Raw genomic sequence first — 13109 nt, 5'->3', positions numbered from 1 at the left:
TTATGCCAAAATAATTATAAGATTCTGATTTTAATTATTGGAGGGAATTTTCATGGGAGTATACGTTCTAACAGTCTTTGAAAAAGATGGTTCAAAAGCATTAGACGAATCATTCGAGGCGGCAACTGAAAAAGAAGCAAAAGCAAAAGGTGAATCTATTTTACAAGAAAAAGGATTGTATGAAAAAACACATCGCTGTACATCTACTGCAGGTAAGCTCGTTTTATTCCAGCGCTAAAAAAAGAAGCGTCATCCGCTTCTTTTTCACTCTACTATATCTTCGTCACACCACGTAAACACCACATCTAGAATGCGATTACCGATACGTACGCGTTTATTCCATTTACCTGTTTGGATCTGATGTTGCAATTCTGCTTTCATCTTTTCCGTCCAGTCGTGAATCGTTTCACTACCGTCGTACGGATATACGCCTGGAAACTCTTCCTGCAGTAGATGCAAGCTCTCTGCATCAAAATGAAAATGGAAGAAGTAGTTTGCTGTAAGCGATGGTTCTTGCAATTGTAAAAAATGATCATCAATTTGCTTTCTATTTCGATAGAAAGTAAAGATATTCACTTTACCGCTAGTAATTTGGTCAATTTGAATTTCGTGCTTCTCTATAATCACGTCTTGTCCACCTCGTTGTATACTATCTTTAGTATATATGTCTTTTGCAACAAAGTTAACCATTTTCGCGCGAAATTCATTTCCTTCATTATAATTCCTGTACCTCCATATGTAATCAGGATAAATAAAAACAAAGTTGAAGGGGAGCGATCACATGTATTTCGGAAGCAAAGGTTGGTATGTAAAAGAACTTAAAAAATTAGGTATCCGTACTTATGAAGGTAAAAAACTAGAATCTTATCGTACGCATGTGTTGTCTAGTTTACTTGAGAGAATGAAGAAGGCTTCGGCTTAATAGAATAGCAAGAAGTAAACCTGAATATTGGTAAATGATAAAAAACACCTCCTAAATTCGCATACTAAGTATGCAAATTAAATGGAGGTGTTTTTATTAGTTTCACTTTTTCAGGGGCTCTTCAGTTTTCATAAAATATTTTTTGTTTCCGCTGAAACGGATAAGTTTTAATCTCAGCTGTATCTAAATTTTCATGGAATAAATGAATAGCTATAATTTGTCTACAATCGTAGGTATGGTAATAATATGTTCCAGATTCCATACACATTGCACTCGTATAGATGGTATTATCTAATGTTCCGTCTTCTGTTATTACTGCCCCTTTAGGGACCTCACAATTTGATAAGATATGAAAAATAGCCGATATCCCCTCTTCTTCGTTCTCTATACCTTGAATGTTTTGTTTGCCATATGCTGCCCGCACAAATCTTGATGGCGGGGTAAAATCTCCAGGAAGTCCCATCGTTCCTGAACCTTGGCCAAAAGCACTTAATGGTACATCTCCCCACTCCGTTGGCGCAAATGGCTGCGATTTAAGTCCAATATATTGTCTTAAATTTTGTAAATGCCAATTAAACTCCGGACTATTAGTCATCACTCCTAATGGATTGTCATACATTTTTAGTCCATCAGTTGTCGGCTCAAGTACAATACAATCTCCCCATTTATCTGCTAAAATCCAATGTAGCGGTGGGGTAATTCCTAAAACTGGTAATGGTATATCTATAAGGGAAATGTTATCAACAGATTTTTTTAACTCTTCAACAGAATTAAATTGCGTGAGGCTCCAAGCCACAAAATCAAATGGCGCTAAATTCGTTTTATGGTTATCTATACTGTTACTATAAGTAGCGAATCCCGGGAAATAGAGAGTGGCACACGTCATACCAGCTTCATTTACTCCGTCCGCCATAATGACCCTTCCTTCATGATTAATTCCCATTCCGACAACAGCCTTTTTCGCTCGGATAGTTTCACCAGTTATATTGTTCCACTGATAACACCGAGGAATGATTATTACTTCCTGATTCATATCTAATGTGAAATCCATTGTTCTCGCAAAAAGATGTTGGAAATTTTTAGTTTGTAACGTCAAACTAGTACACATGAAGAAATCCCCCCATTTTATAGTTATATACACATTTTATAAAATTCTGATAAATACGTAAATTAAAAACCCTATTTATCACTAACAAAGTAACCACCCAAACTAAAAATGCTATAATAAATCCAATCAAACTAAGGGGGCAAATTACTTTGCTTGGAACATGCATTCAATTTCATAAGTTTGGCAATCCAAAAGACGTATTACAAGTTGAATATAAAAATATAGAACCACTGAAAGATAATGAAGTTTTCGTCCGTATGCTAGTTAGACCGATTAATCCATCTGACTTAATTCCCATCACAGGAGCGTACGCTCATAGAATTCCTTTACCTAACATACCTGGCTATGAAGGTGTTGGTATTGTAGAAAATGTTGGCGCTTTTGTTTCTCGAGAGCTTATCGGTAAACGAGTGTTACCTTTACGCGGGGAAGGTACTTGGCAAGAATATGTGAAGACATCAGCTGATTTTGTAGTCCCTATTCCTGATTCCATTGATGATTTCACAGCGGCACAAATGTATATTAATCCCCTTACGGCGTGGGTTACTTGTACAGAAACGTTAAACTTACAGCGTAATGACGTTTTATTAGTGAATGCTTGTGGGTCCGCTATTGGACATCTATTTGCGCAGTTATCCCAAATTTTAAATTTCCGATTAATTGCCGTTACAAGAAATAATAAGCATACAGAAGAATTACTGCGCCTTGGTGCTGCATATGTAATTGATACTTCCACTGCCCCGCTTTATGAAACTGTTATGGAATTAACAAACGGGATTGGTGCGGATGCTGCGATTGATTCTATCGGAGGACCGGATGGAAATGAATTAGCTTTTTCCTTACGTCCAAACGGGCATTTTTTAACGATCGGTCTTCTATCAGGAATACAAGTGAACTGGGCCGAGATTGTCACAAAAGCAAAAGTACACGCAAACATATTTCATTTACGACATTGGAATAAAAATGTGTCAGCATATAAATGGCAGGAGACGTTTCGTCACTTAATTCGTCTAGTAGAAAATGAGCAATTACGTTTTATGAAAGTCCATTCTACATATGACTTAGCGGATGTGAAAACGGCGGTTGATGTTGTGCAATCTGCGGAGAAAACGAAAGGGAAAGTTTTTTTGACGGGTTACTGACTACAATTGAAGGAGTCTTTTTGATTGGCCATTTAAATAGACTAGATAGTACGTTTAGGAACACCTAATTGTAAGTATCTGGTATAATCCTATTAAAAGGTGAAAGGAGATTTTCACATGTGGCTAATCACGGCAATCGCGCCTGTTGTAATAGTTGGTGGAATTGTAGTATTTGTAATTAAAAGATTGGAACATAAATATAAGAACGGAAAATTAGGTAAGAAAAAATCTCAAAAAGCTCAACTGTTATTAGATAGTTTCATACCTATGGGAATGCTTGTCGGCTGTATGATTGGTTTGATTTCCGGTATGTTTTCCCCAGATTTCTCACTGTTTTCCATTAGTTTAGGGTCTGGAATAGGCTATTTATTTGGTTATTTCGCCTATGAAATTTATAGCAAGACAGGCAACAATTTTTCATAATCCAAAAAGAATAAGCGGAACAGTACATAATCGTCATATAAAATATGTACTGTCCTTTATTGTTGCATCAACATTATCACCTTACCTTCCACATCCTATACACCTTTTTTATTGACTTTCCTCTCCTCCCTCTTTTGTATATCCACTTTTTTATTTTCATTGGATCTATACCCATAGTAAAGTAGAGCACATGTAATAACTGAACCTACAATATATCCTAAAAAACACCCTAACCAAAACATAATGTAACCGCCTCTATTCATTATAAATTTTATGTAATACAACCCTTTACATGCTCAATCGTTTATTTCTATAAACTATACACTCTCGTTATTCATACCATTATTTCTCCCCTTACCTCAAATAACAATTTTTTTATTTATCATAAAGTTAACACTCTCGTTAAACAAATATAAAGATTGCTGTATTTCTTACTTTTCTCCTTGAAAACGATATATACTATATTTGAAATAAGCGGGTGCGTCTGCTTAGTATCTAAATTCCCGTGCAATACCCCCAATCCTAGCATCTTTTACAATAACGTTTTGCTTATTTTTTGTACTTATAATACGCCATCAACTCTTCTTCATTTTAACTTTAATCATGAAACAAAAAAATCCCCTCAAAGCATAAACTTCAAGGGGTGAGCCTGTTTTTTATTTACTTATATACGTACAGCTGTACCACTTACAGCAACCATTAACATTCCATCACGAACAACTTCGTAATCTACGTCAACACCAACGACAGCGTTCGCACCTTTTTGTTTTGCAAGTTCTTTCATTTCGTCCATCGCAATATCACGAGCTTCTTTTAGCTTACTTTCATAAGAACCAGCACGACCACCGACAACATCACGAACAGAAGCGAATAAATCGCGGACAATATTTGCACCCATAATAGCTTCACCATTTACAATATCGATATACTCAATAATTTCTTTACCTTGAATTCCAGACGTCGTTGTTACAATCATGACTGACACTCTCCTATAAATTATAATTTTTGATTAGCTTTCTTATGTCTTTATTATGACATGGAAAAAGTAACTAATCTATTGAATTACCTTACAGGAGTGTGACAATTTTGTAAGAATGAAACGGCTATTATTTAATAAAGCGCTTTTACGTTAGGATACATAAACGATTTTCTATTTTCTTTCCAATCCTTTTCCACTTCTTTAAAGGTTGGTCGCCCTAATTCTTCATTGTTTTCCTGTTTACTAAACCATTTCTTTACATACTTCTCTCCATTTTTATTTTGAACCGTACAAAGGAAACTATTACTACTATCCTTTAATATTTTTACAATCACGAATAGACACCTCTTCCCTTCTCAATATCATAATAGGACTTGATCTTTTACTATAAGCCCTTCCTCTCTCATAGTCATACGACTCCTCGGCCGTGCCAAAGTTGTAAGATCAAAAACGATATTCATTATGTTTAAATATGTGACGTATATATTATTTAAAGAAATCAGAGTTATAAGCATTATGCTTATCAAATATTTTATAGATTTCTAACTTATCATCTAATTTTGCATCTACTAAAATTAATATATTTCCATCGTAAATGTATTCTTCATACTTCTTAGCATGTTCTTCAGGGATTCCTAATCCGATAAATGCTCCTATTAAACTTCCAGCTCCTCCGCCAATACCGGCTCCCCCAATAGCTGCCGCGATAGGTCCTGCTGCTACAATTGGGCCCAGTCCAGATACGGCAAGTACACCAAGACCTGTTAATAAACCACCGAGTCCGCCTGCTACTCCTCCTGCTACAAGCCCTGTTGCTGAAAAGATATCTGCTTTATGTGCAGTTTCATTCTTAACTTTTTCACCGGATTTTTCTTCAAGGTGTTCAATTTCCTTTTGATCCTTTGCAATAGCTGAAATGTTATCTGCTGAGTATCCTTTTTCATTTAATTCATTAATAACGAGTGCCGCATCATCAATTGTTCTAAAGACACCTACTATTTTTCTATCTACATTCATAACTATTAACCTCCTAAAGTTTTATATAATGTATCTTTATTTTTCTTCATTTCTGTATACACTAATCTTCTTATTAACATAACCATTTACGAAAAAAGCGAATAGTAAAAGCACTACAAGTGAACTACTTAACAAGTAAATTAAATCAAATGTAATATCAATCATCATTTCATTCATGTATACCAGGCTCCTTTTTATTTAAAGTAAAAGTATATTTTGATAGACTAATCTACTAAACATAGACATCTTACAATTCATCTTCAGTTAATCTCTTTGTAGTATATGTATACCCTTCCTAACCTTTTCTAAACGTAAAAAACTATAATTATATTTTTTCTTATTTATATGTTTAACACTTTTTAAAACGGGTATGTTTATATTGTTATGCTTACTATATGGAAAGGAATATTACGATGAACGCCATTCACTCTACTACTATTTCTTATAATGAAACACCTACAATAACTCAGATTCATCATTTTTATGCTTTAATGACAACATTTCAAACGAATGTATTTATAAGTAAACACGGAACACTTACTTCTATTAAAAACTTAAGCACATTAGTATCCTTTTTCCTTACCGTAAAAAAGAGAGAGCTTGTATTATTTATCTTTGAAGGAATAGATGCAAAAAAAGCTTTAAGAACACTCTTTCCTTCTTAAAAGTTTTGTTATCCCCTATTCCCTCGATTGTTACTTTTCATATATAGTTTTATATTTCAAAATGATTTCCTCTATGAAAAACGAGCCCCCTAATACAATAGGGGGATTTCTAGTTTGGTCTTACGAAAACTGATATAATATATATTACGTTTTCATTCTTTACGATTGAAAACTTTTAATAATCTTGAAGGTAGGAATTTCTAATGAAATCGAAAGCAAAATTTAGTATTCGTTACAAAATTATGGCTGGTTATTTAGTTATCATTTTGTTCTTACTTATTTCTTTCATTATGTTAAACAATGGGATTTCCAGTTTACAAAAATCTCGTAATTTTATTATTGATCACGATTTTAAAGTTCTTAATTTAACGAATCAAGTGGAGAAAGATTTACTAACAATTGAAAATAAAGCGAAAGGATTTATCACTTCTAATGATGCAAATTACGTTCAATCCCTTAACGCTGCGGAAAAGGATTACGAAAAACATTATCAAAATCTTTTAGCTCTATTAGAGGATAACCCTTCTCAGCAAGAAAAATTAAAACAGATTAATGAAAACATTAATAATTGGGTTAATAAAGAGATTCACCCATTCATTACGAATCACAATAGTAATAACGTACAAGCAATCGACACGACTCAAATTCAATCATTACAATCGCAACTAACTAACTTCCGTAGTGTAGAGGAGCAACTAACGAAAAAAAGAGCTGCACAATTAGATACTGAAAATAATAAATTAGAGATTTGGTTATACAGCTTATTGTTCTTACTTTCTTGTATTTCCATTATCATTTCACTCTATATTTCGAATTCTATTACAAAAACGATTAAAAATGTAATTCAAGTTATTAAATCCATTTCTTCTAAAGAAAAAATTACGGAAAGAATTCATGTGAACAGCCATGATGAAATAAAAGATTTGGCTCATACAACGAACCATTTACTAGACGAAATATCGAAAAGAGAGTGGTTGCAAACTGAGCTTGCAGAATTAATTTTAATGTATCAAGGTGTATCTTCTATTGAGATGTTAGGTAACAAAATTCTTAGTGGAATGATACAAAAAACGCAAACTTCTTGCGGTGCATTTTATGTACGTGAAGAAATTGAAGAAACTGTCTACTATGTGAAAAAAGCTTCTTTCGCCGGTCAAGGTCCTGATGTTGGAAAACAGTCCATTAAAATGGGTGAAGGCTTAATTGGGCAATGTGCTTTAGAAAAACAAAGCTTTATTCTTCGAGAAATACCAGAAGAATTTCGTTATGTTACTAGCGGATTATTAGAAATACGCCCTAAAAACCTACTAGTCATCCCTATCTTATTTGAAGATGAAGTGATCGCAGTGATGGAGTTAGTAAGTGTAACTGAGATTTCAGACTTACATCAAGAATTAATTCAACAAACCGTTGATAATCTAGGTTTAACAATCCATAGCATTATGGGACGTATGCGAATTCAAACCCTTTTACATGAATCACAAGCAATGACAGAAGAGCTGCAAGTTCAATCAGAAGAATTACAAACGCAAGCTGAAGAACTACAAATGCAAGCCGAAGAATTACGAACAACGAATGAACAACTAGAGTCTAGAACGGAAGAGGCGGAGCAAAAGACAGCTGACTTACAAATTACTAAATCAGAATTAGAAGAAAAAGCAAGTGAGTTATTACGTAGCTCAAAATACAAATCAGAATTTCTAGCAAATATGTCACATGAATTACGAACACCGTTAAATAGTATTTTACTATTATCTGAAATGTTAAAAGAAAATCATGATAATCATTTATCCGACGATGAAATTGAATTAGCAACTGTCATTCATTCATCAGGAAAAGATTTACTTACTTTAATTAATGACATACTTGATTTATCGAAAGTAGAAGCTGGGAAACTAGATGTGATTTTCGAAGCAACGAATATAAGTGATATGGCAGCAAGTATGCATCAAAACTTCTTACATATCGCTGCACAAAAAAATGTCGAATTTACGATTAAAGACAGTGACACCATTCCGGATTTGTTTTATACAGATGCAAAACGGATTGAGCAAATTATTAAAAACTTATTATCCAATGCATTTAAATTCACCGAAAAAGGATCCGTTTCTTTACATTTCGATTCAATAGAAATAAGTAATTTGAGTCATGATATGCAGTCTATAAGTAATGATTGGATGAAAATTTCGGTAAAAGATACTGGTATTGGTATCTCTAAAGAACAGCATCAACTTATTTTCGAAGCCTTTCAACAGGCAGATGGTGCAACGATTCGAAAATATGGTGGTACAGGCTTAGGATTATCTATTTGTAAAGAGTTTGCTAGACTGTTAGGTGGTTGGATTACGTTAGAGAGTCATGTAGGAGAAGGCAGTACTTTCACTGTATATATTCCTAACCTTCCAAATGGATTAACTGATATACAAGTATCCAATTTAGAAGTTGCAGCAACGATAGAAGATGTTATTCCTGCTGAAGTTGTGGAGGAAACTATCGTTACTACCGAAACAAATAACGTCTTCCAAGAGAAAACTATTTTAATTGTCGATGATGATCACCGAAATATATTTGCATTACAAAATGCATTAAAAAAACAGCATGCCAACATTATTACTGCCCAAAACGGCATAGAGTGTTTAGACATACTAAAAAACAATACAAATATTGACCTTATTTTAATGGATATTATGATGCCGAATATGGACGGTTATGAAACGATGGAACATATCCGAATGAACTTAGGGTTAAGTGAAATACCTATTATCGCATTAACTGCGAAAGCAATGCCAAATGATAAAGAGAAATGTTTATCTGCTGGCGCTTCAGATTATATAAGTAAACCATTAAATTTACATCAACTCTATTCGGTAATGAGTGTATGGTTAATAAAATAAGTGAGGTTTAGTTGGAGTGGAAAATAAGTATTATAATTTTGATCCATCTGTAGATATGGATAAGCGCATGAACTTAGAAATTGAATTACTATTGGAAGCGGTATTTAAACTATCTGGCTTCGATTTTCGCCAATATGCTCGCACATCTATTTATAGAAGAATTTGTAATAGAATGCAGATCTCTAATATTCCAACCATTTCAAAGTTAATTGAAAAAGTAATTCATGAGGAAGGGTTTTTAGAACAGTTATTAAATGATTTCTCCATTAACGTAACTGAAATGTTTCGTAACCCTAATTTTTTTAAAGCGCTAAGAGAGCATGTCATTCCTGAATTAAAAAAGTATCCTGAAATTAGAATTTGGCACGCCGGATGCGCAACTGGTGAAGAAGTATTATCCATGTCCATCTTACTTCACGAAGAAGGATTAAGTGAAAAAGCTGTTATTTACGCAACAGATATGAATACAAATGTGTTAGAAAAAGCAAAACAAGGTATCCTTCCGTTAAATAAAATGCAAACTTATACGAAAAACTATTTACAAGCTGGCGGTACACAAGCATTTTCTAACTATTATTCAACAGATAATCGTTTTGCTTATTTTAATCCATCACTGTTACAAAACATTATTTTTGCACAGCATAATTTAGTAACTGATCAATCTTTTAACGAATTTCATATTATACTTTGCCGTAACGTTTTAATTTACTTTACGAGTAAACTTCAAAACCAAGTACAGCAACTATTTTATGAAAGTTTAGGTCACAACGGATTCCTATGTTTAGGAAATAAAGAAACTCTTCGTTTTTCCGATATAATGCCGCATTATATCCAATTTAATCCGAACGAACAAATCTATCAAAAAATACAATAAAAGCGTATGAAATCCTTATTTGGATTTCATACGCTTTTTATTTCGCATTCGTTTGTATCATAATGAGGCACATATCATCTGATTGTTCTTTCTTCTGTTCTTCCTTATAAAACCCTTCTATCTCTTCTTCTAAATCTCCCCATTTCCTTTTTGTAAAAGCACGTAATTTCTCTTCAGACTCAAATTCATCATTTGCAATCGCTTCAAGAACACCATCTGTAAACAATATGATTTGAGCGTTCTTCTCAAAAGGTATAACTGTCTTTTTAACTTTTATTTCATCAAAAAATCCTACCGCGCAACTCCCGCGATTCAGTTCAACCATATTTGTTTCATCAACTAAAACGTATCCAGCAGGATGTCCTGCATTTACATATTCAATTGTTCTCTTTTCTGTATCCACTACTAAGTATATCGTTGTAAAATAATATGGAATATTGTCATTCTCATTATGTAAAAGAGTCATATATTTATTTAAGTCTTTAATGACGAGTTCTGGATCGATTAAAGATTTAATCGTTTCACGTAATACAGACGAAATAAACATACAAACTAATGAAGCAGATATACCATGTCCCATCACGTCTAATAATATAATACCGTAGCGGTTTTCATCGATTTTATACCAATAATACATATCTCCAGCTAGTTTGAATGAAGGTAAATAGCTTGCTTCAATTTTTATATGATTTTCTCTTAATGGGCTACTTAATAAATTTCTTTGTACTTGCGTAGCTAAATCTAGTTCATTCCGAAGATTTTCTTCTTGTTCTTTATGCCAATTTAATTCCGATTTCAAGCGTAACGCTACACGCATACGTGCTAATAGTTCAACTTTATTTATAGGTTTCGTAATATAATCCATTGCCCCCATATCAAGAGCTTCGGCCAATTTATTGGCATCCTCTAAAGCTGTAACAAAAATAATAGGGATATCTTTAAACTTCTCCTCTTTTTGTAATCGCCTACAAACTTCAAGTCCATCAATTTCAGGCATCATAATATCTAATAGTATTAAATCAATTTCATTATGCCTGGAAGAATCTTTTCCAAAATGTATGTATTCGAAGAGCTCTTGTGCAGAATTGAGTGATACAAGATCATGATATCCGGCTTGTTTTAAAATCTTCTCAATTACAAATATGTTAACCGGATTATCATCAACAATTAAAATGGACACAAGTTATTTCCCCTTTTCTTATTTAAAATGTAAATCTATTATCATTTTCTATTTTTCTAGTATTACATAATCAGTTACAAAATGAAAATTTCTTACTCAAACATATTTATACAACAAAAGAACAAACCCCTAGAAATAGGAATTTGTTCTTTCACTCTATAAATTTCTACTTTTAATTTAACACCATTGCTTTATCATTTAAAAGACGATCTAATTCTTCCATATGATTAGTTTCATCTGCAATCATATCTTCTAGTTTTACAACTAACTCTGTCATATTTAATTTCGCTGCCTGTTCTTTTCTCATTTCATAACGCTTAATTGTTTCATATTCTGATTGTCTAGCGGATTCTAACATTTCTCGAACATCTTCTACTTGTTTCACTGGTAAAGGGATTGTAGTAGGTGTACCACCTAACGTCTTAATTTTCTCCGCTAAATATAGGGCATGTCCTTGTTCATCACTAATTTCAGATTCAAAGAAAGGTTTTAACACTTGTCTATATATACCAGAAACTGTAGCTGCATTATGGTTATACATAATAATTGCTGAGTATTCTCCTGCTAAATCTTCATTCAATCCTTCGATTAGTTCTTTCACATCGTGTGACATTTTTATATCTCCTCCTATACTTAATAACTACCCCTTTTCTCATGTTTTAAACATAGCTCTTTAAAATTTTTATGTATCTAAAAACGCTGCTTGCTTCAATTTACTTATCGCTTGTCTTTTAATACGAGAAACGTGCATTTGTGAAATACCTAACCGTTCCCCTGTATCTTTTTGATTTAAATTTTCTCCAAATATATAATGAATAACACTCTTTTCTGTCTCATTTAATACGTTAAAAATATCCTTTAAAACGAGACGCCTTTCTGTCTCTTCATATCCTTGCTCTACTTCACCTACAGATTCAATCCTCGCTACCGAACTGCCATCAGATGAATTTTCAACTACATCATCTAAGGAAGATACGCGATAATTATTTTTCGCATCCATAATTTCTAGCACTTCCTCTTCGGATAGTCCTAAATGATCTGCAATCTCTATAATCTTCGGTGAACGCTGCAAACGATCTGTTAGCTCCTCTATCGCAAGTCTAATCTTCCCGCCTAAATCTTTAATTCGCCTTGGAACGTGAATACCCCAAGTTTTATCACGTAAATATTTCTTTATTTCGCCTACTATTGTAGGTATTGCAAACGGCTCAAAAGCATTCCCTATCGAATAATCATACCTTCTTATTGCACCTAAGAGCCCTATCATTCCTACTTGTATAATATCTTCATGCATCGGCCCACCTTTTGAATAGCGATATGCAATGGAGTATACAAGATTTTTATAGTGATTAACCAATCTTTCCTGTGCTTCATCACATTGGTTTTGTTGGAAGTCTGCAATTAGTTTAATAACGTCTTCTTTAGTAAGATTTGTAGGTTGAGATTGGATTTCCATCATTCTCCACCTGCTCTCTTTGTATATATTTTGTCATTAAAACTGTCATGCCCTCATCATGCATAATTTGTATATCATCCATTAACGTATTGATTAAATATAAACCTAAACCATTTTCTGGCAAATGCTCTACTGATTTATTAATATCATACGGACCAACTTTACTTTTTAAGCTATTAAAATCAAAGCTAACTCCATTATCCGCAGCCATAATTTCTAATCGATCTTCATATAAGCCAAAGACAATTGTAATTTCTCCAACGTCTTCTTTATATGCATGTTGTACAATGTTTGTACATGCTTCACTAATAGCAATTTTCATATCTTCTATATCGTCATAAGCAAAGCCCATTCGATTCGCAACACCAGCCATTGTTAAACGAATAATAGCCACATATTCTGCTTTTGCAGGAATTTTCATTTCTATCTTTTCAAATCTCTCCATCATC

General features: G+C 33.4%; 17 protein-coding genes. 7 read left to right on the top strand and 10 right to left on the bottom strand.

What is annotated here, in order from left to right; genetic code table 11:
* The first annotated feature begins 52 nt into the window (after positions 1 to 52).
* Entirely contained in the window at positions 53 to 238 is a 186-nt protein-coding gene (locus NST86_RS05390; RefSeq protein WP_000539552.1) for a YhzD family protein, read from the top strand.
* A 26-nt stretch (positions 239 to 264) separates the two neighbouring features.
* Here NST86_RS05390 and NST86_RS05385 read toward each other — a convergent pair whose 3' ends face one another.
* A complete protein-coding gene (locus tag NST86_RS05385) occupies positions 265 to 627 on the bottom strand; it encodes a hypothetical protein (protein WP_000582773.1) in 363 nt (120 codons plus the stop codon).
* A 154-nt stretch (positions 628 to 781) separates the two neighbouring features.
* On the opposite strand from NST86_RS05385, the gene NST86_RS05380 reads away from it, so the two are divergent.
* Complete coding sequence (locus tag NST86_RS05380; protein WP_000273536.1) at positions 782 to 922, top strand: YflJ family protein; 141 nt, start codon at positions 782 to 784, stop codon at positions 920 to 922.
* A gap of 121 nt (positions 923 to 1043) precedes the next feature.
* Here the strand turns inward: NST86_RS05380 and NST86_RS05375 are convergent, their stop codons facing one another.
* Positions 1044 to 2030, bottom strand: a complete 987-nt coding sequence (locus tag NST86_RS05375) for a choloylglycine hydrolase family protein (protein WP_227593445.1) — start codon at positions 2028 to 2030, stop codon at positions 1044 to 1046.
* Between the two features lie 149 nt (positions 2031 to 2179).
* Between NST86_RS05375 and NST86_RS05370 the strand changes: the two genes are divergently transcribed.
* Together NST86_RS05370 and NST86_RS05365 are read left to right on the top strand one after the other, a co-directional pair.
* Entirely contained in the window at positions 2180 to 3172 is a 993-nt protein-coding gene (locus NST86_RS05370; protein ID WP_000901746.1) for a zinc-dependent alcohol dehydrogenase family protein, read from the top strand.
* A gap of 117 nt (positions 3173 to 3289) precedes the next feature.
* A complete protein-coding gene (locus NST86_RS05365; RefSeq protein ID WP_000266269.1) occupies positions 3290 to 3595 on the top strand; it encodes a hypothetical protein in 306 nt (101 codons plus the stop codon).
* Between the two features lie 664 nt (positions 3596 to 4259).
* Here the strand turns inward: NST86_RS05365 and NST86_RS05360 are convergent.
* The 4 genes from NST86_RS05360 to NST86_RS05345 all read right to left on the bottom strand — a co-directional run bounded on the left by NST86_RS05360 (position 4260) and on the right by NST86_RS05345 (position 5768).
* Entirely contained in the window at positions 4260 to 4571 is a 312-nt protein-coding gene (locus NST86_RS05360) for a YbjQ family protein (protein ID WP_000637512.1), read from the bottom strand.
* 134 nt (positions 4572 to 4705) lie between these two features.
* Positions 4706 to 4909, bottom strand: a complete 204-nt coding sequence (locus NST86_RS05355) for a DUF4028 family protein (protein ID WP_000635857.1) — start codon at positions 4907 to 4909, stop codon at positions 4706 to 4708.
* 151 nt (positions 4910 to 5060) lie between these two features.
* The gene (locus NST86_RS05350; protein WP_001100096.1) at positions 5061 to 5591 is read right to left on the bottom strand and encodes a general stress protein; all 531 of its coding nucleotides are present in this window, start codon (positions 5589 to 5591) and stop codon (positions 5061 to 5063) included.
* Positions 5592 to 5627: 36 nt separating this feature from the next.
* Positions 5628 to 5768 (bottom strand): hypothetical protein, encoded by a 141-nt coding sequence (locus tag NST86_RS05345; RefSeq protein ID WP_001004567.1) that lies wholly within the window; start codon positions 5766 to 5768, stop codon positions 5628 to 5630.
* Between the two features lie 236 nt (positions 5769 to 6004).
* Between NST86_RS05345 and NST86_RS05340 the strand changes: the two genes are divergently transcribed.
* From NST86_RS05340 to NST86_RS05330, 3 genes are all read left to right on the top strand, one after another.
* A complete protein-coding gene (locus tag NST86_RS05340) occupies positions 6005 to 6256 on the top strand; it encodes a hypothetical protein (RefSeq protein ID WP_000991358.1) in 252 nt (83 codons plus the stop codon).
* A gap of 203 nt (positions 6257 to 6459) precedes the next feature.
* A complete protein-coding gene (locus tag NST86_RS05335) occupies positions 6460 to 9150 on the top strand; it encodes an ATP-binding protein (RefSeq protein WP_000836709.1) in 2691 nt (896 codons plus the stop codon).
* Between the two features lie 16 nt (positions 9151 to 9166).
* Positions 9167 to 10024, top strand: a complete 858-nt coding sequence (locus NST86_RS05330; protein ID WP_000429024.1) for a CheR family methyltransferase — start codon at positions 9167 to 9169, stop codon at positions 10022 to 10024.
* Between the two features lie 37 nt (positions 10025 to 10061).
* Here the strand turns inward: NST86_RS05330 and NST86_RS05325 are convergent, their stop codons facing one another.
* The 4 genes from NST86_RS05325 to rsbW form a co-directional block, all read right to left on the bottom strand.
* On the bottom strand, positions 10062 to 11204 hold the full coding sequence (locus NST86_RS05325; protein WP_000025506.1) for a fused response regulator/phosphatase: 1143 nt from the start codon (positions 11202 to 11204) through the stop codon (positions 10062 to 10064).
* 172 nt (positions 11205 to 11376) lie between these two features.
* Complete coding sequence (locus tag NST86_RS05320) at positions 11377 to 11817, bottom strand: ferritin-like domain-containing protein (RefSeq protein ID WP_000017753.1); 441 nt, start codon at positions 11815 to 11817, stop codon at positions 11377 to 11379.
* Between the two features lie 69 nt (positions 11818 to 11886).
* The gene (gene sigB, locus NST86_RS05315; RefSeq protein ID WP_033682779.1) at positions 11887 to 12663 is read right to left on the bottom strand and encodes an RNA polymerase sigma factor SigB; all 777 of its coding nucleotides are present in this window, start codon (positions 12661 to 12663) and stop codon (positions 11887 to 11889) included.
* Positions 12626 to 13108: an anti-sigma B factor RsbW gene (gene rsbW / locus NST86_RS05310; protein WP_001999230.1), complete on the bottom strand. Its 483-nt coding sequence runs from the start codon at positions 13106 to 13108 to the stop codon at positions 12626 to 12628. Before rsbW ends, sigB begins: the two co-directional genes overlap by 38 nt.
* Between the last annotated feature and the right edge of the window lies 1 nt (position 13109).

Origin of the sequence: Bacillus sp. FSL L8-0199 (assembly GCF_038005705.1) — a bacterium.
GTDB lineage: Bacteria > Bacillota > Bacilli > Bacillales > Bacillaceae_G > Bacillus_A > Bacillus_A cereus.
This window is presented reverse-complemented; position numbering and strand designations above follow the sequence as displayed.